Source organism: Vibrio ziniensis, from assembly GCF_011064285.1.
GTDB classification, from domain to species: Bacteria; Pseudomonadota; Gammaproteobacteria; order Enterobacterales; family Vibrionaceae; genus Vibrio; species Vibrio ziniensis.
Genome location: NZ_CP049331.1, coordinates 1,190,498 through 1,216,335, shown reverse-complemented (window position 1 = coordinate 1,216,335; position 25,838 = coordinate 1,190,498). Strand labels below are relative to the sequence as shown.

At 41.7% G+C, this 25,838-nt stretch carries 32 protein-coding genes; 9 read left to right on the top strand and 23 right to left on the bottom strand.

The genetic code is table 11. The features are described from left to right. Nucleotides 1-145: 145 nt before the first annotated feature. Genes flgA through G5S32_RS05470 form a run of 19 tightly spaced genes read right to left on the bottom strand, consistent with a single transcriptional unit; the run spans nt 146 to nt 15,564 of the window. Nucleotides 146-826 (bottom strand): flagellar basal body P-ring formation chaperone FlgA, encoded by a 681-nt coding sequence (gene flgA / locus G5S32_RS05560; protein ID WP_165311086.1) that lies wholly within the window; start codon nt 824-826, stop codon nt 146-148. Continuing rightward, the gene (locus G5S32_RS05555) at nt 819-1,238 is read right to left on the bottom strand and encodes an ATPase (RefSeq protein WP_165311085.1); all 420 of its coding nucleotides are present in this window, start codon (nt 1,236-1,238) and stop codon (nt 819-821) included. Before G5S32_RS05555 ends, flgA begins: the two co-directional genes overlap by 8 nt. Continuing rightward, nucleotides 1,238-1,516, bottom strand: a complete 279-nt coding sequence (gene flgM, locus G5S32_RS05550) for a flagellar biosynthesis anti-sigma factor FlgM (protein ID WP_165311084.1) — start codon at nt 1,514-1,516, stop codon at nt 1,238-1,240. Before flgM ends, G5S32_RS05555 begins: the two co-directional genes overlap by 1 nt. Nucleotides 1,517-1,576: 60 nt before the next feature. Continuing rightward, on the bottom strand, nt 1,577-2,611 hold the full coding sequence (locus G5S32_RS05545) for a hypothetical protein (protein WP_207621602.1): 1,035 nt from the start codon (nt 2,609-2,611) through the stop codon (nt 1,577-1,579). A gap of 12 nt (nt 2,612-2,623) precedes the next feature. Next, the gene (locus tag G5S32_RS05540; RefSeq protein ID WP_165311083.1) at nt 2,624-3,643 is read right to left on the bottom strand and encodes a FliG C-terminal domain-containing protein; all 1,020 of its coding nucleotides are present in this window, start codon (nt 3,641-3,643) and stop codon (nt 2,624-2,626) included. Beyond that, nucleotides 3,640-5,334 carry a flagellar basal-body MS-ring/collar protein FliF gene (fliF, locus tag G5S32_RS05535; protein ID WP_165311082.1) on the bottom strand — a complete coding sequence of 565 codons (1,695 nt, stop codon included), beginning with the start codon at nt 5,332-5,334 and terminating at the stop codon, nt 3,640-3,642. The genes G5S32_RS05540 and fliF overlap by 4 nt, the downstream gene beginning before the upstream one ends. Nucleotides 5,335-5,353: 19 nt before the next feature. Beyond that, entirely contained in the window at nt 5,354-5,704 is a 351-nt protein-coding gene (gene fliE / locus G5S32_RS05530) for a flagellar hook-basal body complex protein FliE (protein ID WP_246201050.1), read from the bottom strand. Nucleotides 5,705-5,748: 44 nt separating this feature from the next. Next, the gene (locus G5S32_RS05525; RefSeq protein WP_246201049.1) at nt 5,749-6,582 is read right to left on the bottom strand and encodes an OmpA family protein; all 834 of its coding nucleotides are present in this window, start codon (nt 6,580-6,582) and stop codon (nt 5,749-5,751) included. Between the two features lie 3 nt (nt 6,583-6,585). Beyond that, nucleotides 6,586-7,494 carry a flagellar hook-associated protein FlgL gene (flgL, locus tag G5S32_RS05520; RefSeq protein ID WP_246201047.1) on the bottom strand — a complete coding sequence of 303 codons (909 nt, stop codon included), beginning with the start codon at nt 7,492-7,494 and terminating at the stop codon, nt 6,586-6,588. A gap of 9 nt (nt 7,495-7,503) precedes the next feature. Beyond that, on the bottom strand, nt 7,504-8,880 hold the full coding sequence (gene flgK / locus G5S32_RS05515; protein WP_165311081.1) for a flagellar hook-associated protein FlgK: 1,377 nt from the start codon (nt 8,878-8,880) through the stop codon (nt 7,504-7,506). A 2-nt stretch (nt 8,881-8,882) separates the two neighbouring features. Continuing rightward, nucleotides 8,883-9,464: a rod-binding protein gene (locus G5S32_RS05510; protein ID WP_246201046.1), complete on the bottom strand. Its 582-nt coding sequence runs from the start codon at nt 9,462-9,464 to the stop codon at nt 8,883-8,885. Beyond that, the gene (locus tag G5S32_RS05505) at nt 9,464-10,588 is read right to left on the bottom strand and encodes a flagellar basal body P-ring protein FlgI (RefSeq protein WP_165311080.1); all 1,125 of its coding nucleotides are present in this window, start codon (nt 10,586-10,588) and stop codon (nt 9,464-9,466) included. The genes G5S32_RS05510 and G5S32_RS05505 overlap by 1 nt, the downstream gene beginning before the upstream one ends. Beyond that, entirely contained in the window at nt 10,588-11,283 is a 696-nt protein-coding gene (gene flgH, locus G5S32_RS05500) for a flagellar basal body L-ring protein FlgH (RefSeq protein WP_165311079.1), read from the bottom strand. Before flgH ends, G5S32_RS05505 begins: the two co-directional genes overlap by 1 nt. A gap of 16 nt (nt 11,284-11,299) precedes the next feature. Further along, nucleotides 11,300-12,085 (bottom strand): flagellar basal-body rod protein FlgG, encoded by a 786-nt coding sequence (gene flgG / locus G5S32_RS05495; RefSeq protein ID WP_165311078.1) that lies wholly within the window; start codon nt 12,083-12,085, stop codon nt 11,300-11,302. A gap of 21 nt (nt 12,086-12,106) precedes the next feature. Next, nucleotides 12,107-12,841 (bottom strand): flagellar basal body rod protein FlgF, encoded by a 735-nt coding sequence (locus G5S32_RS05490; protein ID WP_165311077.1) that lies wholly within the window; start codon nt 12,839-12,841, stop codon nt 12,107-12,109. A 2-nt stretch (nt 12,842-12,843) separates the two neighbouring features. Further along, nucleotides 12,844-14,040 (bottom strand): flagellar hook protein FlgE, encoded by a 1,197-nt coding sequence (gene flgE, locus G5S32_RS05485; protein ID WP_165311076.1) that lies wholly within the window; start codon nt 14,038-14,040, stop codon nt 12,844-12,846. Between the two features lie 15 nt (nt 14,041-14,055). Then, nucleotides 14,056-14,745, bottom strand: a complete 690-nt coding sequence (locus tag G5S32_RS05480) for a flagellar hook capping FlgD N-terminal domain-containing protein (protein ID WP_165311075.1) — start codon at nt 14,743-14,745, stop codon at nt 14,056-14,058. 3 nt (nt 14,746-14,748) lie between these two features. Continuing rightward, on the bottom strand, nt 14,749-15,174 hold the full coding sequence (gene flgC / locus G5S32_RS05475; protein WP_165311074.1) for a flagellar basal body rod protein FlgC: 426 nt from the start codon (nt 15,172-15,174) through the stop codon (nt 14,749-14,751). A gap of 42 nt (nt 15,175-15,216) precedes the next feature. Then, a complete protein-coding gene (locus G5S32_RS05470; protein WP_165311073.1) occupies nt 15,217-15,564 on the bottom strand; it encodes a flagellar basal body protein in 348 nt (115 codons plus the stop codon). A gap of 286 nt (nt 15,565-15,850) precedes the next feature. Here G5S32_RS05470 and G5S32_RS05465 point away from each other — a divergent pair, with 286 nt between their 5' ends. From G5S32_RS05465 to flhB, 6 genes are read left to right on the top strand one after another with little or no spacing between them, the layout of a single operon-like run. Then, on the top strand, nt 15,851-16,612 hold the full coding sequence (locus tag G5S32_RS05465; protein WP_165311072.1) for a FliM/FliN family flagellar motor switch protein: 762 nt from the start codon (nt 15,851-15,853) through the stop codon (nt 16,610-16,612). Continuing rightward, nucleotides 16,605-16,973 carry a FliM/FliN family flagellar motor switch protein gene (locus tag G5S32_RS05460; protein WP_165311071.1) on the top strand — a complete coding sequence of 123 codons (369 nt, stop codon included), beginning with the start codon at nt 16,605-16,607 and terminating at the stop codon, nt 16,971-16,973. Before G5S32_RS05465 ends, G5S32_RS05460 begins: the two co-directional genes overlap by 8 nt. Then, entirely contained in the window at nt 16,966-17,718 is a 753-nt protein-coding gene (gene fliP, locus G5S32_RS05455; protein ID WP_165311070.1) for a flagellar type III secretion system pore protein FliP, read from the top strand. The genes G5S32_RS05460 and fliP overlap by 8 nt, the downstream gene beginning before the upstream one ends. A gap of 2 nt (nt 17,719-17,720) precedes the next feature. Continuing rightward, entirely contained in the window at nt 17,721-17,990 is a 270-nt protein-coding gene (locus G5S32_RS05450) for a flagellar biosynthetic protein FliQ (protein WP_165311069.1), read from the top strand. A 15-nt stretch (nt 17,991-18,005) separates the two neighbouring features. After that, nucleotides 18,006-18,779 (top strand): flagellar biosynthetic protein FliR, encoded by a 774-nt coding sequence (gene fliR / locus G5S32_RS05445; RefSeq protein ID WP_165311068.1) that lies wholly within the window; start codon nt 18,006-18,008, stop codon nt 18,777-18,779. After that, on the top strand, nt 18,780-19,898 hold the full coding sequence (gene flhB / locus G5S32_RS05440; RefSeq protein ID WP_165311067.1) for a flagellar biosynthesis protein FlhB: 1,119 nt from the start codon (nt 18,780-18,782) through the stop codon (nt 19,896-19,898). Nucleotides 19,899-20,017: 119 nt separating this feature from the next. Here the strand turns inward: flhB and G5S32_RS05435 are convergent, their stop codons facing one another. Further along, nucleotides 20,018-21,076: a hypothetical protein gene (locus tag G5S32_RS05435; RefSeq protein WP_165311066.1), complete on the bottom strand. Its 1,059-nt coding sequence runs from the start codon at nt 21,074-21,076 to the stop codon at nt 20,018-20,020. After that, nucleotides 21,069-22,097 carry a plasmid segregation protein ParM domain-containing protein gene (parM, locus tag G5S32_RS05430; protein ID WP_165311065.1) on the bottom strand — a complete coding sequence of 343 codons (1,029 nt, stop codon included), beginning with the start codon at nt 22,095-22,097 and terminating at the stop codon, nt 21,069-21,071. Before parM ends, G5S32_RS05435 begins: the two co-directional genes overlap by 8 nt. Before the next feature lie 335 nt (nt 22,098-22,432). On the opposite strand from parM, the gene metR reads away from it, so the two are divergent. Continuing rightward, nucleotides 22,433-23,344: an HTH-type transcriptional regulator MetR gene (gene metR, locus G5S32_RS05425; protein WP_165311064.1), complete on the top strand. Its 912-nt coding sequence runs from the start codon at nt 22,433-22,435 to the stop codon at nt 23,342-23,344. Nucleotides 23,345-23,358: 14 nt separating this feature from the next. On the opposite strand, the gene G5S32_RS05420 is transcribed toward metR, so the two are convergent. Further along, a complete protein-coding gene (locus G5S32_RS05420; RefSeq protein ID WP_165311063.1) occupies nt 23,359-23,559 on the bottom strand; it encodes a DUF4250 domain-containing protein in 201 nt (66 codons plus the stop codon). Between the two features lie 91 nt (nt 23,560-23,650). After that, complete coding sequence (locus tag G5S32_RS05415) at nt 23,651-24,334, bottom strand: hypothetical protein (RefSeq protein WP_165311062.1); 684 nt, start codon at nt 24,332-24,334, stop codon at nt 23,651-23,653. A 703-nt stretch (nt 24,335-25,037) separates the two neighbouring features. On the opposite strand from G5S32_RS05415, the gene G5S32_RS05410 reads away from it, so the two are divergent. Both G5S32_RS05410 and G5S32_RS05405 read left to right on the top strand, forming a co-directional pair. Then, nucleotides 25,038-25,190 carry a hypothetical protein gene (locus G5S32_RS05410; RefSeq protein ID WP_165311061.1) on the top strand — a complete coding sequence of 51 codons (153 nt, stop codon included), beginning with the start codon at nt 25,038-25,040 and terminating at the stop codon, nt 25,188-25,190. Further along, nucleotides 25,180-25,776, top strand: a complete 597-nt coding sequence (locus G5S32_RS05405) for a Fic/DOC family protein (protein WP_165311060.1) — start codon at nt 25,180-25,182, stop codon at nt 25,774-25,776. The genes G5S32_RS05410 and G5S32_RS05405 overlap by 11 nt, the downstream gene beginning before the upstream one ends. Nucleotides 25,777-25,838 lie beyond the last annotated feature (62 nt).

Sequence of the window (25,838 nt, the reverse complement as noted above, 5' to 3'; positions counted from 1 at the left end):
GGAGCTTCAGGAACGAATGAATGCTCGTTTGCGTTTGACGCCCATTCGCTGTTCTACCGTTGCTCAGTCTGATCATATTTTTATCTAGGATGGTATAAGTAGAAACTCACCAGATACGTAAAAGGCTTCTCAAACGAGAAGCCTTTTATTTTTGCTCGACTCTATTTTCACCAGTGACGGTAACACTTAACTCACGACCTGACTCCGAATTAACCACTAAAATGCGGTCACCAACGACGCCATTTTCTAGAGCTACACCTATTGTTTCCAGAGAGAAACTTCCGGAATGAAAAACGATCGCCACATGGTGCCCTTTGGTTACCGCATAGTCGAGTTCTATGTTACGTCGAGTTAGAACTTGATTAGCCTTTACTGAACGTCGTAATTTAGTTCCAACAACATCTTCAACGTATTGATATACAGTACCTTTAAGACTTAGAGTTTCACGCTGCAAAGTAACGTCGGACAATTCTATTCGATGCCCTTTACGTAATGGGCTTTTAGTAGCCACAACATCGGCATCCAAACTCACGTTTGTTACCACTTTAATACGCCAAATGCTACCACACTCAACCCACCAAGTTTCTGAGCCTAAAAAGTTGCCATTAGCTTTATTTGAAAAAAGCGTTTGTTCACAACTTGGGAGATTATTAACAGCGCTAGAAAGACGAAAGTTAATTTGCAGATTATCAAAAGTAAGAAACTGCCCACTAATAGCAGTTTCAATTCGTTGCGAGAGATAAGATTCAATTTGAGATTGTACAGAGTTGGCCCATGCCGGTGCAAAGGCTAAAAGAAGAGATAGGGAAATCGGTAATCTACGCATTTACCTCAACTCGTAGAGAATCAACTGCGTCCTTAATCACTTGTTGCTGTTGTATTACTAAACGAGTATGTAATTCAGTTTTATTTTGGCACTCTAGAACTAGCTCGTGTAATTCATCTGTCGCCTTTTTAATCGTCTCTTGTGCTTTTCCACTCATACGATGGACAAGATCAGTAGCATAACGATGATGTCTACAACCTAGCTGTACTGCTAATTCTTTGCGTTCAAAATGTAATTTACGCAACGCTTCACTAAGTTCGGTCGCATTCTGATTAAGCTCACTCACTCTTGCATGATCAAACTTTAAACTAGATTGACGAATATCATCTAATGTCAAAGATAATGTTTTTGCAATTTTTGCGCTTTCTACTGTCGCTTGAAAATATGATTTTAGCAGTTCTTTTTTATCCATTAGCTTAAGTTAGCTAACACCTTAGCCAACTCTCCCATGTCAAATTTAATGCTACCATCTGCAATCTTTGCTTTGATATCGGCAACTCGCGCCAAATCAACATCATCCATTGCCTTTAATGCTGCACTACCTTCTGCAATGATATTTTGTTCGTGCATATTGATATCTACTTGCTGTTTAGTCGGAGCAACCGCATCTGCGCTATTCAGTCCAGCAGAACGACTCAAGTTCTGTACTTCTTGAATACTGTATAGTGCGCTGTTGTTTTCAATTTTCATGGTTGACTCCTACCTAATATCTAATCTCTTCAATAATACATTACGGCAATGTTTTAAGATTTATTTCACTTTTTTTATCAAAGAAACGACATTTTCTCGATTAGGTCCAACATAATGCTTTTGAATCGCTTTTAATGCTGAAACACCATTGCTTTCAAACAGCGCCTTAATGTTTAAACCAGTCTCTGCGGTGGCAGTGTGGCAATAGCTAATCAGTTTATCCGCAAGATTATCTTGAGATTTTAAGATTTCCAGAGCATAGCTATGCATGTCATTGACGCGTGATATAACACGATCAATGGCTTCTATCGCATCCTTTGCTCTGATATCTAGCATTGTAACCATTTCAACGGTTGCATAGCGAGACTGGGCGGCAACCGTAATCGGGTTACCTTCAGGATAACGACCACCTTGCCCTGAAACATAGATCTGCAAGTCCCATTTACGCCACATATAATCAGGCATAGCGATCATAAGTCCATACTGGTCATCACGACGTAAACGCATTTGACCAAATGAGAACATTGTTGCGAACTGATCAAACAGCCCCTCGTTTGACTCAACACGGTCAAACGCAAGTGGAATCATCTTGTTGTTAATGTAAAGAGTGACTAACTCATTCGTCAGGCGCTCTCTTACCAGATCGAGTCCTGGAACTTGAAACTCAATTTCTGCAATACCTGTAGTCGACGGAGCAAAAGAGGAATCGAGAATATGGCGCCCAAATAGCTGACTGTTGACAGCATTCATAATGTCACGTTTATAAACATCAATACTGTTTAGATCTGCCGCAGTTTCTGCTCCTAAAGAGACCAAACGCTTAATTTCCACTACAGAACGAGCGATTTGTTTTAGTAGCTCAACGGAAAGCATCAATCCATTAACCGTACGATGTGTATCAGCCAGTTCGGCAATCAACCTTGGGCGTTCTTTTAAACGGCTCAAAGCGTGCTGAGACAACATATGAGCCGAAGTGACTCGATTAACCGACTTTGCTTTCTCTGCTTTCGATAAGCGATCGGCCCCTACATTGCCAGTTGTCTGACCGCGTAGAGGGGATGTTGACGTTGAGTTAAATAGAGATTGTGAGCGCACAGGACACTAACCTTAAGACAAACGAACTTCGTTCGAAATACTGAGCTGAATCACACCTTCGCCTTGCAAGCGACGTACGATGTTCAGAATTTCCTTACGGGCTCCTTCCACTTGGCTAACCGGTACAGCACCCACTCGCTGTATGTTTTCTTTTAGCTGAGTCGCCAAACGGTTTGGCATAGTATTAAAGATATACGCTCTATTTTCTTCAGGCATACCTTTCAATGCGAATGCCCATTGTTCAATGGTCACCTCATTATTAATTGCATCGATAGTTTCTTGGCTTTGTGTAAACAAAGAGTAGAAGTCGAACATTGCTTCTTGTATCTCTTCTGCCATTTTCTGGTCACGTTGAGTAAGGAAATCAAAAATTGCTGCTTTATCACCTTGTAATCGGTTAATAATGTCAGCAACGACTTTAGTGCCTTTTATCGTTTGCGGTGCGCCATCGTTATAGTTTTCTTTACAACGAGCAATCAAATCCTTCAATGTCTCTGTGATACCAGATGTCAGTACTTGTGTTTGAGAAATCTGAAAGATAAGCTCATTACACTCCTCCACCGTATATTGCTCAAGTACCTTAGACGCGTAGTCCAAAGGTAAGTGGGCTATCAACAGAGCTTGCATCGTAATGTGTTCGTGACGTAAATCTTCAACCAAAATATCAGCGGGAATCCAGGCTAATTGCTCAGCATGAGTACGAATTTCGTCACCATAGATTTCCGAAACTAAATCTTTCGCTAGGTTACCGTTCAATGTTTTATCTAAAACATTGGTTAGGTACTGACGAGTACCACCGATGATGCCAGAGTGGGAACGGAAGTCATCAAAAAAACCGACTATCGAACGTAAGGCATCATTCGCTTTAATGTCTTTCATTTTGCTCATAGAGTGAGCCAAACGCTTGATTTCATCATGCGTAAAGCCTTTTAACACCTCAGAGCTGATATCTTCGCCCATAGTCAAGATGAGCAATGCTACACCTTCAACGGTCTGATGGGCATTATTTGTATTTTCTAACTGTTCGCTCATGCATGCATCCACGTTCTAAGGATTTCAGTCACTCGTTTCGGATCGTTTTGTGCGATCATCTTCAGATGTTGAATCTGAACTTCTAGCGGACTGTCAGACTCAGGCAAGTTGTCATCCATAGCTTTGATCCCTGCAGCATCAAGCGCAAGCGAGCCCATTTTATTCTCCAAACCACCAGTGGAACTCGCGATACCACTGCTACCTAAAGCAGCCATATCACCCGTTGAACTGGCTTCAAACCCTTCAACCGTATCTTCCAAGTCAGAGTCTTCTGTCTTAGTTAGATATTGAGTCAATGGTCTCAGAACTAAAACAATCAATAGTGCTGCTACGATAGTACCAAGTAAGTATTTGATCGGCTGAAGTACATCTTGGTCTTTGTACCAAGACATGTGCTCTGCATCAGGCATATTTGAGGCAACAAATGGGAAGCTAGTGACGTAAATTGCATCGCCACGTTCTTCTTCATAACCCACAGCGCTACGAACTACGTTCTGCATACGCTCAAGAGTAGCTTCTGACCACCCCGCTTCACCCGCCATACTTTCGTTTACGATCACGGAGATAGTAAGCTTCTCGACCACGCCTTGTTGGTGTTGAACGTGAGTAACTTTGCCACCTACTGCGTACTCGCGTTTCGATTCATTACGACTCGCTTTAGCCTTGTTGGTTTGCTGTTGCTGATTTTTCACATCTTCATCAGACACAGGAGGCGTGTTACTCAATGCTCCCGGAATTCCCAGAGCTAAGCTGCCATTGTTCTCATCACTCATCATCGTTTCTGCACGAACAACCGGAGCACCGTAAGTTTCTTCTGTTTCTTGACGCTTGGAGAAATCCACTTTCGCCGAAACCTGAACACGGAAGTTAGATGCGCCTAAAATTGGAGTCAGCATATCAGATGCCTGAGAAACCAAATGCTTTTCAATATTACGGCGATATTCGGTTTGGCGATTGGTTGAGACAGCGAGATCATCTAAAGAAGTATCTTTAGACAATAGACGCCCATATTGATCAACCACTCGAACGTTTTCCGCTTTTAGACCAATAACCGCACCAGAGACTAAATTAACAATTGAATCAACTTGACCAGGTTTAAGATCCATACCTTCAATAAGTTGAACCATAACTGAAGCACGAGCTTGCTCTTGGTCTTTACGCTTAAACAACGAAGCTTTAGGAATTGCTAAATGCACGCGAGCAACGGCAATGGATTCCATAGTAACAATACTACGTGCCAATTCACCTTCTAAAGCATGACGGTAACGAGCTGTTTCCATAAACTGGCTTTCACCCAGTGAGTCAGTGCTTGCTAGCGTGTCAAATCCACTCGGTAATTGCTGCTTTAGACCTTTTGCAGCCAAAATCATCCTTGTTTTAGCGACTTCATTACTTGGCACCATAATTAGGCCGCTGTCGCTATGTAGCTCATATTTGAGCCCTGATTGATCTAAGAGTTGCAGTACCTGACTTGAGTCATAATTTGATGAAGTACTGTAAAGTGGGCGGTACTCTTGAGCAGACGCCCATAACATGACGACAATGATCGCAGCTGAAATCATTGAAAATATTGTGATTATGACAACATTACGTTGCGAGCTGCTCCAGAACGACTTTACTCTCTCCACGGCAGATTGTAATTTGTCCGATGCATTAGAAGCTACAATTGTAACCCCTTTCTCATTTGCCATATATTAACGCCTATCGCCACTAAACCGACATCTTGATGATGTCATTAAAGTTCGTCACCATCTTGTTTCGAACTTGCATTAATGCTGAAAAAGAAAGCTGCGCTTTCTGCGCAGCCACTGTCGCGCCAATAAGGTCATCACTTTGACCTAGTTCAACTGCCGTAATTTTTGCGTCAGCTGTTTTTTGGCGGGCGTCAACAGTATCAAAAATTCCTTTTAATGTGCTGCCAAACTCTAGGCTTGAGGACATTCCTACTCGACTATCAGATATTTCGACAAGTTTAGTTAATGGGTTCTGAGTGATTGCCTGATTTTCGTTCAGACGATTGATCATTGATTGTTCAATTCCAGTTATGGCTGTCAGTTCCAAAACTTTTCTCCTCTCACCTTTCTGTTTGAAAAGCGTACAAATTTTTATTTTCTAACCAGTTCAACTTCAACGCGACGATTCATATCTCGTCCTTCAGCGGTATTATTGGTTGCGATTGGGTAACGAGAACCGTGTCCTCGAGTTTCCATCACTTGTTCGGGTACGCCAGCTAACATCATCCAGTAAGCAACATCGTTTGCGCGACGTTTAGATATACTTAGATTCGTAGCCATATCACCATGACTATCAGAATGTCCGCTAATAAGAACTTTCTTAATCCGCTTGTCGAATTTTACTAATTCACTAATTTCAGCCAATTGCTGCCTTTGCTGCTTAGTTAATGCTAAAGCACCTGACTTAAATTCAAATACTGTAGTCTGCGCCTCTTGGAAACCTACAGGTGGCAAAGCAGTTGTACATATCTGGAACGATTCAAAGGCATCGCCCATATTAGCAGTTGGGAATGTAACGCTATGAAAATCATCTCGTACGGTTAACCAAGCTCCCATCATGATATCTCGATAAATAAACTCAACGCCCTGTACGACATGAGCTGACGTCTTCTTGCGTTCAAACTGATTCACCATGGTTGATTCGTAACTACCACTTCCCCAAACAGGTGCTTCAGTCTCTACAACCATGTTGTTAGCAAAAGAGTTAATGCTGCGACCACCAATAATCAACGCTAAAGGGTTGCCAGCCACAACTTCAAATCGTGCGTTGACACCGGACTGAATATCATCGACCGTCAGTTGGCATACATCATCAAACTTAACAATGTTCCATTGAACTTCATCAAATGGAACCACATAGTTTGCAGCAGAAGAGACGAAAGCAGCGCTGGTTAGCGCTGCCGTTATTAAAATTCGATATTTCATAAATTAAATCAGGTCAAACAGTGATGAACTACCCATCACGTTAGCAAATACTGACTGTGAGGCTTGTAACGTATTCATACTTTGTGTCAAGCGAACTGACGCTTCTGCGTAATCTAACGCATTGATGTCAGTCTTAACCGTCTCTGCATATAATGCGACATCGTCATTGTTCACAGCCATACGATCCAGAGAATTGTAATTCGCACCTAGAATAGTGACGGTGTTAAGTATACTTTTTTGAGTAGCATCGGCACTGTCAATCGCATTTCCCAAAATACTGTTTTTGTTGTCAGTTGGGTTCTTAAGCTCAGCAATCGCGGCATCTAACGTAGTGAAAAAATCTAGACTACCCTGCAATACTTCATCTGCAGTGAAATTACTTGTCATAGCAGCATCTTCGCTGATTTTGGTACTGCGATGGTCCGTATTGCCACCAAACGAGTACGTCATAGGGTCTGTCGAATCGTCCACAATAATAGATTCTGAATACACATCAGTACCGGAGAAGATATAAATGCCATCTGACTTTTTATTCAACGTATCAAGAGCTTGCTGTCTCAAAGATTCAAGTTCAGCAATAATACCCGCACTTGATTCTTCACTGATAGTACCGTTATTAGCTTGTAATAGCAGATCGTGAACTTCTAACGTTAAGTCATTAAAGGACATTAAGTAAGTTTCATATTCTGTATACTTTGATTGCACGTTCGCGATGTTGCTAGAGTACTGTTCTGCACTAGAGATCGTCTTGTCTAAATTCAATAATTTCATCGAGCCTGCAGGGTCATCTGAAAGGCTGTTGATTTTATTGCCTGTAGCAATTTGTTCTGCAACACGGTTGATCTCAACGTTTGAGTTCATCATCGCTCGCGTCATCATTGAAGAAAATTGTGAATCAGAAACACGCATCATTGTCTCCTATTAAAATGAGTTGAGGACTGTGTCAAACATTTGGCTAGCTGTAGATATAACCTTCATGTTGGCTTGGTAGGCATTCATATACATCAGCAGATTCGCAGCCTCTTCATCCGAGCTAACAGCACTAATGCTATCTCGTGCAGATTGCGCTTCACTGATAGTGATAGAAGCTGTGTTGTAGTTGTTCTGTGCTTGCTGTGTTGCAGCACCAACATAACCTATGATTTTCGCGTAAGCGTCGTAAACGTTGGTATCAACACCACCAATTGTAACGGTCTGGTTCGCAAAGTCAGATATTGCTAAAGCAATACCTCCATCGCCAACACTACCTGTTTCAGATAACGCTAACTCTTCAGCGGTAATTCCCGTAATAGTCAAAGAACTGGCCGGGTTATTCGGATCGTAGCTAAACAATGCTTGACCTGGATTACCATTTAGATCTGTTGCTGAATTACCTGTTAACAACGCATTTACTGCATCAGCAAAACCTGCCGCAATATTGTTCAGGTCTTCCATCATAGGAAGGTATTGTTCTGTCGCCAGATCTTCGATGGCTCCAAGCTCACCACCTTTCGGATTATTAAATGACACCGTTTGGCCATTAAATGTCAGTAAAAGGTCGGTGTTATATGCACCACCAACAGATGAATCTAACGAAATTTGCGCAACATTGGTTCCAGAAACGAGTGGCTGCCCAGATTTAGTTGCTATCTCTACTGTGCCATCGCTATTGGTTAAAACACTGACACCAACGGATTTAGAAATTTCATTTAGCTGGAGATCTAAAGCATCTTGCAAACTAGAAATATCTTGCCCTTGACCAGAAGCTGCTCGAATCTGTTCATTGATTTTTGCAATGTTTTGCAATTGAGTATTCAAGGTTTCAATCGACTGATTTTGCGATTGCATTAAAGTACTTAATTCCGTTTCAACTTGACTCATAGAACCATTGAAACGTGCCGCTAAGTTTTTTGCTGCCGAAAGAATTTGATTACGGTAAACCACAGACTCTGGGCTGAGTGTCGACTCATCGAGAGCTGCAAAAAATTCATCAAATCCAGTGCTAATATTCAAGCCTTCCATGCCTAGAATATTTTCTAGCCCTTGCATACCAACCATGTAAGTTTGTGAATACTGCATTTCTTGTCCAGCAAGACGTAAACGATTAATTGCAGCTTGATCAGAAACACGGCGAATACTCGCAACAGTAACTCCATCTCCAGCGCCATGGTTCCCAGAACCACCATATACAACTGTTGCTTGCTCAACCGTTTTTCGCGTGTACCCAGTTACTGTCATATTGGCAGTATTTTGCGCAGTCACGTTCATGGCGATTTGATTAGCCATTAAACCTGACAAACCAATGCTATACATACTCATTGTTATACACTCCTAGCAGATTGACCTGATAACTGCTGATACAGCAGTTCTGCAAGACCAAATGAGCTTTTCTTAGTCACGGAGATAGCCATCTGATTATCTAATAGGCTTTGAAACATCCCGTTTGAGTTATTTGATAGTGGGTTTTCTTCATCACCCAGAGCTTCAGTTGCCGTTCTCATTCGCTTAAGCATTTCTTGAACAAAAATAGCTTCAAACTGTTTTGCAACTTCTCGCAATGCGCCATCTTCATCCTCGTGATATTTCAGAGAGTTCAACGATGTTGGATCGAATTGCAAGGCTGAATTATCGTCAAATTTTAGTGATGAAATATCACCGGTTGAAAGCAATGCTCCGTCGTAAATTGACGCAATATTTTGGTTTAACGACGACGTCATTACTTGTTGTTCCGTACGAGTAACATGATTTGCATCACTTGATAATGACTGAACAACAGGAACAGAATTCAACACAGAATAATCAGCAATACCTGACATTTGTCTTGGATTTGTACCGATATTTTCAACCACGTTTGCCGAATTCAATGCATTTGCAGTTTCAATTGCTGTAATCGGATTAGTCATCAGATCACCACCAATTCACCATTAATTGCACCCACTTCATCAAGTGCCTGCAGAATTTGCATCAATACCATTGGTGAAGCACCAATTCGGTTTACTGCATCAACGATCTCTTGTAATTGTGTTCCTTCTGGCCAAACCATGGCCCCATTGTCTACTTCGCTAATCGAAATATTAGAGTCATTCACAACCGTAGTTTGACCTGGAGCATTGAAGCTACCCGCAGAGTTAGGCTGAGATACCAGTTGGTCTTCGCGAATTGAAACAGTTAATCCGCCTTGGGAAACAATCGCTTCGCTAACCGTCACACCTTTGCTGATAACAACAGTACCCGTACGTGAATTGAAGACAATTTTAGGTAGCGCTTCACCTTCGTTAACATCTAACTGTTCAATCATAGACAAAAACATTATGCGGTCTTCGCTATCGCTTGGTGCAGCAACTTCGACTAACCCCTTATTGATCGCCTTTGCTACACCTCGACCAAACGTTTTGTTGATCACTTTAGAAATGTTTAAAGCAGTTTGGTAATGTGGCTTTTTCAGTTGCAAATGCAGTGTTGGGTCGTCATCTTCAGCGCCAATCGCCGCACGTTCTAATGTTGCACCATTGGGGATGCGTGCTGCAGTTGGAGTATTGTTGGTCACGCTAGAGCCATCGTTAGCAGTCACTTTGTAGCCACCCACGATTAGATGACCTTGAGCAACAGCGTAGACGTTACCATCCACACCTTTTAGCTCAGTCATCAGTAGCGTACCGCCTTGAAGGCTTTTTGCATCACCGATCGAAGCAACCGTAACATCCAGTGTTTGACCTGGACCTTTGTGAGAACTTACTACCGCGGTCACGCTTACAGCAGCAACGTTTTTTGTTTTTGGCTTAGATCCATCTTCTAATTGAACACCGAATTGTTGAACCATGTTAACGATTGATTGTTGTGTGAATTTAACCTGTGATTTATCACCAGTGCCATCCAAACCAACCACAACACCATAGCCGATTAACTGGTTAGTTCGGTCACCGTATACATCCGTGATATGGCTAATCGGCACAGCTGTTGCGTTACCAAAAAACAAGCAGCCAAACACTGCCAAAACGTAGTGTTTGAAATCAAATCTTTGTCTCATTAAAACGGTACCCACGGAGAATTGAAGAACTGCGTTAACCAACCTGCGGTATTCGTATCGGCAAAGGTGCCTCGACCTGCATAGGTAATACGAGCATCGGCAATACGTTGTGAAGACAAGGTATTGCCTGAGCCAACATCACTTGCGCGCACATTGCCAGATAGGCGAATAAACTCGTCACCTTGGTTTAGCTTAAGCCACTTTTCTCCACGAACACGAAGTACGCCATTTGGAAGAACTTGATAAACCGTTACAGTGATAGATCCACTAAGACTGTTACCCTGTTTAGATGCAGCGCTACCATTGAAGTCACGGCTACCATCTACTGAAGCGGACAACTTGTCGTACGACTTACCACCAAAAAGTGGCGCGGTTAAAGAAGCACCAGAGCTTTTGCCATATTTCGTTGTCGCGCTCTTGCCTGATTCTGTTTTCTCATCCAATACAACCGTAAGGATATCACCTACGCGGTATGCACGACGGTCTTGGAACAACGTCATAGACGCATTGCCAGCGTAAAGGCTACCTTTGCTCACCCGCTCAACTTCGTAGTTCAATTCAGGGGGCGCATAGGCTTCGTCATCCGGCTTTGGTGGAACGAATTCCTGGCCACGTCCCGCACAACCTACCAATAACAAAATCGAACCAATGATGGTTGCTCGTTTAGCGATACTTACAAGGTTTGTTAAACACATAAAACTAACCATTCAATTAGGTATGGTTCGCTAGGTATTGCAGCATGTTATCTGCTGCACTCACCATCTTCGCGCTCATTTCGTACGCACGTTGGGTAGAGATCATATCAACCATCTCTTCAACTACTTGCACATTTGATGTTTCTAAAGCGCCCTGTTTGATGTAACCCGCACCTTCAGTACCCGCAGCAAGTTCCATAGCTTCACCAGAAGCTTCGGTTTCACCTAACAAGTTACCACCAAGCGCAGTTAAACCTTGTGGGTTCATAAACTTAACTAGAGTAATTTCACCTAAGTTTTGCGGCTCTGTTTCGCCAGTAATAGTGGCTGTAACCGTGCCATCCTCAGCAATCGACACTAATGTCGCATCGTCAGGAACTGTAATTTCTGGTTGAAGTAGATAGCCTTGTGAGTTCACGATCGAACCATCAGAGTTCACATGAAATTCACCATTACGTGTGTAAAGCATCTCACCATCAGGACCTTCGATTTGGAAGAAACCATCACCCATGATTGCTAGATCGTATTGCTGCGAAGTGTTGTTGATATTACCTTGAGTAAACACTTTAGCCGTGCCAGCAACGCGTACACCGTTACCTAATTGGATACCCGTTGGATGTACGTTGAGGTCATCTGTACCTGTGCCCGCTTGCTTTTCTACTGCATAAAACAGGTCTTCAAATTGAACGCGATCTCGTTTGAAGCCGACGGTATTAACGTTCGCTAAGTTGTTCGAGATAGCAGTCATCTTCGCATCTTGAGCTGCCATACCGGTTTTTGAAATCATTAATGCACTGTGCATAAACTACCTACTAAATTCTAATTATGCTTTCAGCAACTGGTTGCCGATCTTGTCAATGTCTGATGCTGTTGCCATTGCTTTAACTTGCATCTCATACTGGCGAGATAAAGACATCATTCCAACGAGTTCATCGATACTAGAAACGTTACTCGACTCCAAATATCCAGAACGAACCGACACATCTGGGTCCGCCATTAATGTATTGCCATTTTTGGCAACAAATAGGCCTGAGCGATCTAGTGTCATATCAAAGTAATCAGGATTAACGAGCTTAAGCGCTGCAACTTCCATTTCAGCCCCCCCACCTGGTGGAATGATGCTTAACACACCATCAGCAGAAATATTGATTGCTTGATATTCAGGAACAACGATAGGACCGCCGTCAGATAACACTTGACGGTTGCCGACCATCAGCTCGCCTTCTGAGGTTAAACTGAAGTTACCAGCACGGGTATATAGCTCTTCAGGTTCACCTTGCTTACCTTCTAAAGCAAAGAAACCTGTACCATTGATCTTCACGTCAAGAGCGCGATCAGTACGAACTTCAGTACCTTGGGCAAAGTTATTCGATGCAGAGTTGGTACGTGTCGTTGTTGAAGACTCAAAACCTGAACCATCAAGTTTCATTGGTGTTGAGTGTTCCATAATCGCTTTAAAGCCAACGGTGTTTACTTGTGCAATATTGTTGGCTCTAACTTCTTGAGCCAACATGACACGCTCAGCACCTTTAGCTGCGGTAAACAGAATAGGATTCATAATTAAACCGCGTTGAACAGTGACTGCATCAGTTGATCTGATGTAGAAATGGTTTTGGTATTAGCTTGATAGTTACGTTGCGCAGTCATCAAACTCACTAATTCTTCCGTTAAATCAACGTTTGAACTTTCAAGAGCCCCTGATGCCAACTCACCAAACTGGCCTGAACCAGGGATTCCATATACTGGATTACCTGAACCATATGTTTGCGTCCAAGATGTACTCGTTGATTGCAAGAGCTCTTGAGGAGCCGCGAAACTTGCTAGCACAACTTGACCTTGTAGTAATGATTGACCATTGCTATAAGTCGCATAAACCATACCATTAGATTCGATGCGAATATCCGAAAACTCACCTGCGGTATAGCCGTTTGCACTGTTTGTCGATACAACAAAATCACTGCCATATTGGCTCATGGATGAGATATCAACATTGATATTTAGACCGTTCGCACCTGCAGCAGAAGCAGTAATGGTATATGAAGTGTTCGAGGTCAGTTTGCCTGTGGTATCAAAAGTTACTGGAGATTCAGTAATAATGTTTGAAGTATCACCATCCACTACAGCATGAATCGCCCACTCATTCTCGCCAGTTTTTACAAAGTACTGTGTCAATGTGTGTTCATTACCCAATGAATCATACACAGGTGTCGTGTATGAATTTGAGTAAGAGTTTGAATCAGAAGTGTCAAACGGATAGGTTGCTGTATCAATAATGTCCGAACGTGAATCTAAATTAGACGTAAACGTCATGCTATCTGTTGCCTTAGCTGGCAAAGATGCGCTATCAATTTTCAAGTTACCAATTGAACCTTCTAACAGGTTATTGTTGGCATCAACTTGATAACCCTGAAGGCAACTGCCTGCACTGGTTACAATATAACCAGACGAGTTCATTGAAAATGCGCCGTTACGGGTATAGCTCAACTGTCCATTGCTCTCTTGAGTGACAAAAAAGCCACCGCCAGTCAAAGCCATATCTAACGTACGGCCTGTACTTGAAATTGAGCCTAATGCATCAAAGTTTTGGCTAATCGCATTGACTTGCACACCACCCGCTTTTCCGCCGTTATATACTGAACCGAATTCCGTTCGAGACTCTTTAAAGCCAGTTGTACCTGAGTTGGCAATGTTGTTTGAAATTGTGCTTAACTCTTGGTTAGAGGCATTTAGACCACTTAGGGCAATACTAAAACTCATAAAATACTCTCTTGATTAACTATTAGTACTTTTTTGCCCAAAAGAGGCAATTTCATAGAATGGGATGTCACCGACACCATTAATGGTCAATACACTTGAACCACCCGTAGATGGAATCGAGACCATTTCAACCACACCACTCAACATAATATCTGGTGTGTAACTTTGGCCTTCATCAAGCAAAACCGCCATGGTGTAGCTACCATCTAGACCTAACGCTGCTGTATCAATTTCAAAATCAACCATACCTGCAGATTGGCTACCTAAAGCGATGCTTGTGACATTACCTTGTTGATCCGTGAGTTGAAGCGTTACTGTGTTCGATGCAGACGTGAGCTCAATGGAACCACTGTAAGTAGTCTCACCATCAGCGTCTAAGCTATCAGTGCGAACAGAAACCGTCTGACCAACAAGATCTGCGGTTGTAAGCACCTGCAAGTTGTCCATCATGATGGCGTTATTATTAAGCAAGGTAACCATGTTCTCGGTACTTTGTACCTGAGCAAACTGAGCTAACTGAGTGACATACTCCGTACCATCTTGTGGATTTAATGGATCTTGGTTTTGAACCTGAGCCACCATTAAAGTGATGAACTGGTTATATAGAGAATCAGCACTATTCAAGTTTTCTGTTACTGTTGATGCTGAAGTGGTTGCCGAAGTAACGGTGACTCTGGTATCTGCACCTGCGACTACTGTAGTCATTGATTAAACCTCCCAAATTCGCATCAACGACTGCTGCATTGATTTCACGTTATTAAGCACTTCAACGTTGGCTTCAAAACTACGTGTTGAAGACATCATGTCCGCCATTTCATTCACCACATTGATTCCAGTGTGGTAAACGTAACCTTGCTCATTAGCCAATGGGTTATTTGGTTCATAGCGAGTTTGCTGTAAACCGTCTAATTCGATAACGTCCGCAATTTTCACAGGCACTAAACCCTGATCTTTTTGTGCTGCAGATAATGAGTTAAATGCAGCAGAAAAAACTGGCTTAAGTGGTTTGTATACATCGTTTGGGTTGCTCGCGACCGAGTCAGCATTCGCCAAGTTACTTGAAATAGTGTTCAAGCGAATGGTTTGCGCTGTCATAGCTGAACCGGATGTTTCGAAAATACCGTTAAAAGACATAGAGCCCCTTAAATAAAATTATTGGATCTTTTTCAGATCTCGTTATTGACCTTCAATCGCTCGCTTTAAACCTGACACTTTCGATTTCAGGAACTGTAAACTTTGGTGATATTCCATGCTGTTTTGCGCGAAACGAGCTTGCTCTGACTGAAGTTCAACCGTGTTGCCATCGCGAGAACGCTGTACCGGAATACGGTAAAGCGTGTCGGTTTGAATTTGGGTAGATGACACTCCACCAATTTCTGACATTACCGCATTAAAAGTAACGTCCTTTGCCTTGTAATTAGGTGTATCTACGTTAGCAATATTCGATGCTAATACCGCTGTACGCTCTGTTCGAAATTGCAACATTGTGGGATGAATACCCAAAGCATCGTCTAGACTAATCATAGATGTACAATTTAATCCTAATCATCTCTTCATGGTTATATACGTGATGCATTCATAACCTGAAAATAAAACATTCAACATTAATGATCTGCATTATAAATAAATCGCTTCAAATCTAATGTAGGATTAATCCCAAACTATCTCGTAGATCTTCCTAACAATCCTTACATAGCAATATATTAACGAACATCATGGGTGTTTTTATTTGAAGTAATATTTTGCTTATGTATAATCGCCCGCCTATTTCCGAACTTGATAATTCGGTTTAGTTCTTTGGAGTATTTACATGCAACATATCGCAATAACCGATATTGGCAATCCGAAAATTGCCATTAAGAAAAGGATTATTGAGTTTCTTCAAGAACATGCGAACGTAATCAGACGTCAGCTACGCGGTACCTTTAATGGGGTATCCGTCCTAGTAGAGCCACGAGAAGACGGCTCTTCAGAAGAAGACTTACATGAAATCTGTCTTGATATAAGCAATATCGGGATAATTTCTTTTTCTTTATCCATCAAAGCTTTGGATAAATTATTTTGCAAGCATCTGAATATTCCTACAAATAATTCAGATGGTAATGTGAGCAATAATTCAATTACAGTTTCACATAGAAAATTTTTTGAGCGCTTTGTAACTAAAATCATCACCTGCTTATTCCCAAGTGAAAATATAAAAGCCATTCAGTGTGAAAAAATAAAACATACTGATATTAGAATTAATTGTAATTTAACTGTAGGTGATATTGATGAAAATATGTTTATCACTTTTAGTGAAGATTCTCTTAAATATTTCTCAAATGGTTTAAGAAAATACAAACCATTTACGCAAAAAGAAGTTGTCACGTCATTAAAGCAGGTACCTGTCGATGTCAGTGCGATTCTAATGAGAACAGAACTATCTATTGATGATCTTGATACAATCTCTGTAGGCGACATCATCAACTTACAAAAACCCGAGCAAATTGACGTAAAAGTAAACGGTAATATGTTATTTAAAGGTCAGCTCGTGATTGACGAACATGCTCAATTTGGAGTGAAGTATGAGTGATTTAGACCAATTAGATGACCTTGATTTGTTGAGCGACGATCTGGATTTTGATGCCCAAGATTCAGCTTTAACATCAAACAAAGCACCAAATACTTTGGATGCACCAACAAGTAAGTCTAACATCGGTATGATCCGCGATATTCCTGTTGAAGTAACTGTTGAAGTATCTAGACGCAGCCTTCCTCTAAAAGACGTTATGGCAATTGAACCTTCGTCTGTCATCATGCTTGATAAGCATGAGGGCGAGCCGGTTGATATAAAAATCAATGGCGTTTTATTTGGTACAGGAAGCATTATCACTAAGGATGGCAAATACGGTGTTCAAGTTTTGTCCCTTGTTGATAGTGGAAGCCATGAATAAAAAATATTTAGGATGGCTAACAGTCATCCTTTTTTTATTGTTGCCAAACATGGCTGCTGCAGAACCAGAACTGAGTTTATTCACCATCAATGATGCTTCAGGCTCAAGTGAATACTCGGTAAAACTGCAAATCCTCATCTTGATGACAATGCTGAGTTTTATTCCAGCGTTTATCATCATGTGTACCTGCTTTACACGCATCATCATCGTGTTAGGTATCTTAAGACAAGCTCTTGGCTTGCAACAGTCTCCACCAAACCAAGTTCTGGTTGGTCTAGCTTTGATCTTCAGTATTTTAATTATGCGCCCTGTTTGGACAGACATTTACGACAATGCCTACCAACCTTATGCCAATAGCGAAATTACTCTAGTGGACGCGCTACAAAGAGGCAGTGTGCCACTGCGCGAGTACATGCTGGCTCAGACGCAAACGCAAACACTTGAACAGGTAACTAAAATCGCGGATGAACCTTTAGCAGAAAAACCAGAAGACATTCCATTCTTGGTACTATTACCTGCCTATGTGCTCAGCGAGCTAAAAATTGCTTTTCAGATCGGCTTTATGGTGTTTCTGCCATTTTTGATCATCGACCTTGTTGTAGCATCCGTATTGATGTCTATGGGTATGATGATGCTGTCACCCTTGATTGTTTCACTGCCATTCAAACTACTTGTATTCGTTGTCGTTGATGGTTGGGGCATGCTATTGGGTAGTTTGTCACAAAGCTTTTGGGTTGGGGGTTAATCATGACTCCTGAAGTATCCGTCACCATCGTCGCTCGTGCACTATGGGTAGTTGTCTCTATGGTATCGGTACTGATTGTACCGAGCTTGTTGGTAGGTTTACTGGTTGCTGTTATTCAAGCAGTAACCCAGATCAACGAACAAACACTCAGCTTCTTCCCGAGGCTGATCATCACCATGCTAAGCATCATTTTTGCTGGCCACTGGTTACTCATGCAGGTATCCGAGTTCTTCGAATACATTTTCTTCACTGTGCCAACTTTGGCTCAGTAATAGAACGCACGCCGTATGCTCGATCTTACGTTTACCCAAATTACCGAATGGCTCGGCTTTGTCTGGTGGCCATTCGTTCGCTTTTCAGGGTTCTTTCTGATCGTTCCTTTTTTCGGTGACACGCGAGTGCCTGTGATGGTGCGAATCCTATTACCTATGATCTTTTCGATCATGTGTGCAGGGATAATCGATAACGTACCTTCATTCAACCCGTTTTCCATCCAAGCGTATGTCTTTGCTATTTATCAGTTTAGTTTCGGCTTTATTCTTGGAATGGTGGTGCTGCTGTTTATGAATATTTTCAGTATCGGTGGGCAAGCGGTATCCATGCAGATGGGTTTGGCAATGGCGGTAATGAACGACCCAAGCAGTGGCGCGAGCGTGCCGATCACAGCTCGAATTTTCAACATTACAGCAATGTTGCTGTTCCTCTCTTTGGACGCGCATTTAATTGTCTTAGATATCTTCGTCGACAGTTTTCGTCAGTGGCCATTTGATACTGAATATCCATTTGAAGGTATTAAACACGTCCTCGCCATGTTCGGCTGGATGTTTTCATCAGCACTGATTATCGCCATTCCAGCCATGTTAACTATGATGCTTAGCAACGTCACCTTTGGCTTCCTTGGAAAAATCGCTCCTTCATTAAACATTTTTACATTGGGTTTCCCGATGACCATGTTGTTGGGCATGATCGCTTTGATGCTCTCTATTTTTGGTGTCGGCGATATTTTCTTTGATATGGTCAGCGAGATGCGTGACCACATGAATTACGTATTGAGTCTATAAATGAGCCAAGGAGATAAAACCGAACAGGCCAGTAGCCAGAAACTCAGTAAGGCACGCTCCGAAGGTCAGGTAGCCCGAGCCAAAGAGTTTACGACTGCTATCTGTATGATCGTCGGCGTCAGCTACTTCTATATGTATGGCGCAGAACTTAAGCGATCGATATTTTTGTTATTCGAGACGGCTTATACCTTCGACTCGACAACAATTTTCGATATCGATCCTATGCTCGAAATGTTCGCCCAAGCGCTGTTCATTCTGATTAAACTTTTTGCCCCAATGATGCTTTTTATCACTCTAACGGCTGTCGGTGCGAGTAGTGTTCTGGGCGGGTTTAACTTCAATTTCAAATCCATCAGTCCCAAGTTTTCCAAGATCAATCCAGCATCTGGTTTAAAGCGTATTTTTTCAAAACAAACCTTTATTGAGTTCTTAAAAAGTGTGCTCAAGATTTCCATCATTCTTTCTTTGCTGTACATCACTATCAACAACAATGTAGGCATCATTAGCGGACTCGTTAGAGCTTCTTTCCAGACAGTTATACAAATTGCTTTTGGTAACTTGGTAAGTCTCATCATCATGCTCATTTCTGTTGCGGTTATTTTCGGTTTGATTGACTTGCCATATCAAAAGATGACGTTTAATAAACAGATGATGATGTCAAAAGAAGAACTAAAACAAGAACATAAGCAGCAAGAAGGTAGCCCAGAGGTCAAAGGGCGACGTCGTCAAATTCAAATGCAGTATGCGCGTAACTCTGCCAATAAAATGGTGCCGACGGCAGATGTCGTACTAATGAACCCAACCCACTACGCTGTTGCTCTCAAATACGATATATCAAAAGCAGAAGCGCCATTCGTAGTGGCGAAAGGAAAAGATGAAGTGGCTTTCTATATACGTTCTTTAGCGGACAAACATCAAATTGAAGTGCTGATAGTACCTGAAATCACACGTTCGATTTACCACACTACTCAAATTAACCAAATGGTTCCAAACCAACTGTATTTAGCCGTAGCTCAAATTCTGAAATACGTGCAGCAATTACAGGCGTGGAGAAAGGGGCAGCAAGCGAAACCCAACAAGCTGCCAAGTTTCACTATTCCAGAGAACATTCGGTATTAGGATTAGGTACTGCATATTGCTACTACCAATTGTTACTCAAGGGGCTGTTGATTACCCCGGTTATAATGTCTACAAAAAAAGCCAGCTTAAGCTGGCTTTTTATTCGTTAGAATCGAAGGCTAAAACACTCCCTTCTTCTTCAAACGCTGTACTTTTTCTAAGCGCTCTTCAACAGATTCTTGAGGCTCTGCAAAGTTTGCAGGTGTCGTAACAACACCACCTTGCTGCCTGATTTGTTGCATTAACTGATTGATTAGCGTGTTTTGTTGGGTCACGACACTCTTTAGTTCAGATATTTGCTGGCTATGGTCAAGCTTATCGCCAATCGCCATAGCAATATCATGACTCAAAGCCTGCTGATCAACGAGTTGCATCTGCGCGCTGTTAGATGAGCTGCCTAACAATTGTTTTTGATGTTCAATAAGCTGGCTACTAATGATTGACGCAATGTCTTGGCTAAGTGCTAGTGTATCAATGTCGTTTGAAGATGAGCTTGGCATCAACGTGATGAGGTCACGTAGAGCCTTTTCGTTTTCCGCAAACTTACCACTCATTGAATTAACAATTTCTTGGCTCAATGACTGTGCATCAATCTTGCTCTCAAACTGAGTATTGGCATGAGCAGCGATGTGCTCCACCAGCGATTGTTGATGTTGAGCCAACTGGGAACTCATATGTTCAGTGATGTGTGTGAAATCAGGCACAGATGGCATTGAACCCGCCGAGAAATCAATCTGAGACAAGTGCTCTGACAGTTTCATTTCGAGTAAATGTTCAATCTTCGACGATACGTTATCAATCACAGCATCAACATCGATAGATTTGCTTTCGGATGCGACTTCACCCTCATTGATGCCATTTTGAACACTATGCGGATAAATTTGGTGAACTTTCAGAATATCGAGCAGTGATTGCTCGGTAATTGAATCATTGGACAGTGCCGCTGCAAAGCTAGTAGCCAATTCTGGTTTTAAGCAGTGCAGAAACATCCCGCTCATATAGATATCTTTATGAATATGGACTAACTGGTGCAGTTCCATAGCAGCGGTGGCATCCGCTGCGAGTTCTTTGCGCTTTTTCGACCAACCAATAAAGGTGTTATATGCAAAGCTATCAGGGATAGATTGCAGTGGGTCGAGGTAGATCGCTAGTGATACGCGTTTAAAGCGTTTATTCATCACTACCAGCCTCTGCGCTGTTGTTTTCATCTGCGTGATACAAACACATTTCCTGTGCCAGTGCAGACTGTGCATTATCAACAAGGATCACGCGATCACCCAACGTTCGGTACGCTTCTTTTACCGCATCAAAAATTAACGTTGCACCACCGCCAACTAAATAAACTCGGTTCGGGTTTTTAGCAAATTTCTTCGCTTCGGTAACGACTTGTTTGCCAAGTTCGTGAATTTTCGCGTTCATTTTTTCACGAACCATCTCGATTTGAGATTCGTCGTTAATCACTTCCGATGCAAATTCATCATCATGTCGACGGCGGATTAGTTCGTTAGCCACTAAGTAACTTGAGTCACTGTCCGCAAACGCCAATGCTTTGCGAACGGTATTGGTGACCATAGATACACCGATTTCGTTGTTGCCGTAGACGCCAGACACCTCATCGAACTCACCGACAACGATACCCATGTCTAAAGTGGTTCCGCCTAAGTCAATAACCAGCGAGCGAGTAAACTCATTGCAGTTGGAGTTCACTAGAGTTGATAACACCGCTGGTAAACTTTCAGGCATCACCTCAACTTCTACCACGTTGAACGTTTCACCTTTGTTCAGTGAAATTTCGCGCATCAGGTTTTGGCGCTTGCGTTCAATGTTCTTCTCATTCTTTTGGCAATCTTCAAAACGGTAGTATTCGGTGATCGGTAAAGTCACAACCAAAGACACATTACAAGGTTCTAAACCAGTTTGTAGAAGTGCATGATGAACCGCCAGTAAGTTCAAATCATCGTACTGATAATCAACGTGTGTTGTTTCTAATGCTTTATCAGACGTTGCATCGTAAGTGTATTTAAAGCCATCAATGGTATAGTTGTAGACTTTTTTATCGTTTCTTAACGCTGCACTCTTCCAATCTTTTCTAAATGAGTTTGGTGACACCAAACTTTTAATTTCACCGTCAGCCAACCAACTTACTTTTACGTTTGTTGAACCATCATCAACAGCAAATTTCATCAAAGTATTAGTCATGTGTGTAACCTTAAGATAAAAAAACAACTAAATAGGAGCGAAGACGGATGTTAACTGAAGCACCGCTAATTAACCTAACTTCCGGAAAACAACAAAACCAACAAAAAACCATCATAACTAATTGATTAAATATATTTTTTTGTAAAACCCAACCTCTCAAACCTGTTGGACGACAACAAAATAGGAAAAGCCCCACAAAGCAAAACCTACACACTTACAGCTTTAGCTTACGTTGAATTAAATCCACAAACAGACGTCTAGATGTTTACAGCTCCAAAAAAAGAGCGTAACTTGGGTTTAAATTCATGATGCATACAGAATGATGAGGAAATCTCATGATAGAGCTAAAACATTTACGCACGATTGCGTCGCTACGTGACACTGGGTCATTGACGTCCACTGCAACATCACTACATTTAACTCAATCAGCTCTTTCTCATCAGATCAAAGATCTTGAAGCGAGGCTAGGAGGACAACTTTTCCTACGAAAAACCCGCCCGGTTAAGTTCACATCCGAAGGTGAAATTCTGCTTAAACTGGCGGATGACATTTTGCCGAAAATTGCAAAAGCTGAGAATGAACTAGCAAGCTTAAAAGAAGATGTGAACGGCAGACTGCATATGGCGATTGAATGCCACTCCTGTTTCCAGTGGCTTATGCCTGCGTTAAGAGAATATCAAGTTGCGTGGCCAAGTGTTGCTTTAGACTTTTCCTCTGGTTTTGGTTTTGAACCTTTACCCGCCTTATTAGCGGGTGAACTGGATTTAGTGATTACCTCCGACATCCTTCCGCGTTCAGAAGTACACTATGAGCCGCTGTTTGATTTTGAAATGCGCTTAATCACCGCAACTAACCACCCTCTTGCAAGCAAAGAATGGATTGAGCCAGAAGACTTGGTGGATCAAACGTTGTTAAGCTACCCAGTACAGAAACAACGTTTAGATGTAGTAAAGCACTTCCTGCAGCCAGCTGGTGTAGAACCAGCTAAGTGGAAACAAGCAGACAATACGTTGATGCTCGTACAAATGGTCTCAGCAGGTTTAGGGGTCGCAGCTTTACCTAATTGGGCAATCAGTGAATTTTCGCGCCAAGGATTGATTACCAGTAAACCGCTCGGTAACGGCTTATGGCGACGATTATTTGCAGCCGTACGTAATAGTGAAAAAGAAAAACGTTACTTACAAACGTTTTTCGCAACCGCAAGACAGCAATGCAAAAGCCACCTTGAAGGGATCAAGATGGCTTAACAATGCGATTAAACTTAGCGACCTGAAGATTTGAATTGGTTGGTTAAAGGATCATAACGAAAGCCGAGATGGCTTAATTTACCAACCACGTTTTCAACATCCATCTCATAGGTAGAAACCAGTTCATCCAAACTGTCACACTCTAAGCGTAACTTCTCGTTCACTATCCCTAAGAGAATAATACTGTCCAGTTTATTAACGTTGCTCAGATCCATATTGGCACTCCTTTGAACAAAACCCACTTACTAAGCCTAGTCTGGATTTCTTACAAGAAAAGTAATTTTGCTCTCGGGAGTAAAATTCCAACTATTGGATCAGATACAAACTATGAAAACCGGTGCAAGCAAGCAACACGAATAAGAAAGCTACGCTTAACTGACCTTTCTCCGGTTTCTTCGCGGTAATGATATGCCAGCTCCAAAATACAATTCCGGCGATAAGCAAACTAAAACTGATCAGCAGCGGCATAGTAAGTTCAGATAGAGTTTCGCTTTCAAGGGTGTAAGTAAACGGAACAATACACACTGTCGTTGCCATCGCAGACAAGATCCCCACCACAGGCAAGATTCGATGAAACGCATCAAGTCGACTGCGAGCAATAGACAAAAGCATGTTCGCGAAAACCGAGCCAAGCAAAAAGATCATCATAAATAGTGATAGCGATGCGCTCCAACTTGGCGCTTCACCAATGAGGATGCCAACGTAAGCCAAGGAAAGCCCGTTAACTAAATAAAGAACCCATAGCGGCCCTTCATCACGAGTTTTGGTGGTTTGAACACGTGAGTAAAAATAGAAAATGGCAAAAACCACCATAAATGCTTCAATTTTAATAGAAGCGACCGCTAACCAAAGTACACCTAAAGAAGGTAGAACCTTATGCAAACGTCCACGTTGACCAGGACAAATTTCACCTTTGACCAAAATCATCGTCAAAATGATTTGAGCACCTAAAAGCATAGGAGCGAAAACAGAGAGTAGTGAATAAACCATAATTTCAAATAACTAAGCCAGATTTAATAGAGGGCGATAATAGCAAAGCCCAGTTATCTTTCCTATCTCTGCGGACTTGCCTATCTTTATCAACATAGAAAAATCCCCCAACAAAGATGAGGTGATGTTCCGCTAGATACTCCATGTTCAAGTCGCTATAATGCGCACCTCTCAAATACAAGGTCAAAATATGTACAGCAATATTACTCCTATCCATCAACACAAAAAGTACTGGGCAGAATGTTACAGCATGTATAAGTAACCAGTTGTTTTAAAAAGATAAATTAATAATTTCTTTTAATTTCAGCTAGTTACATAAACACCTGTATATATCCACATATTTCTTTTACTGTCCCTTTTATGCCCCTTTTGCAAATAACACAGCACAAAATGCCCCTTTTTTGCCCCCATAAAACACCATGTTAAAGCTTTTCTACAAAGCCTTTTTTCTAATACCATCTATCGAACATATCAGGTACGATAGGTATGTTTTTATTTATAATCAATAAGTTAAAATATAAAAACTAATCCATGGGGCGAAAATGGGGCATTTTGAATCAGCTATTTAATTCCAACACATAACGTCTTGAATTTTATTTCATTAAAGCAGTAGTAGACACCAAATATCTCCACAGTTTGACGCAATGACAGCTAGAGTTAACTCATGTACAATGATTGGAATAGTTTGCTAAGGATATACGGTATGTCATCAGTTTCGAATCAATCTTCACGCAAAGAAAAATTCACTCCAAACCTTGAAAACTATAAGACCAGCTTGAGTTATGAAGGTTTGAGTCTAAAAACGAAAGACAAACCTCGTTCAATTTCCGAACTTAAACGTAAATATGCGCGATAAGTATGGCTCAGGTGAAGATAAGTACTGTTATCCAGACACAGACGTTTTAGTCAATCTTCTTAATATACATGATGCAGTAGAGCTATCTGAAGCCGAAATTGAGTTTACTACCGAACGGTATCGTTCTTACGAAAGTAACATAGAAGAACTGCAACAACTGAATTTTCCCCACCTTAAATATCTACATTTTTACCTATTTCAAGACATTTACTCTTGGGCTGGAAAAACGAGAGAAGTGGACATCTCCAAAGGTACGACTCGTTTTTGCACTTTTACAAGAATTGAACCGGAAGCAAATAAGCTATTCCAAACGATTTCCAACCTTGAACATGCTTCCTCCCACGAAGAATTCATACATCAACTAGCGGATTTATTTTGTGAACTCAATCTGCTTCATCCATTTAGAGAAGGTAACGGTCGTGCCTTAAGATTCTTTTTTGAGGAAATGGTCTTCATCCTTGGATATGAAATCCACTGGCCACAAATTACAGAACAAGATTGGATCGACGCCAATATAGCTGGTGTGAATTTGAACCTAAATCCGCTACTCAATATATTTACTCAAGCTGTAGCCAGAATGCGCTGATAGTGTGAAAAACACCCTACTGTATGAAGCGAGATTATCGCTACTTAGTTTCAGCTATTAAA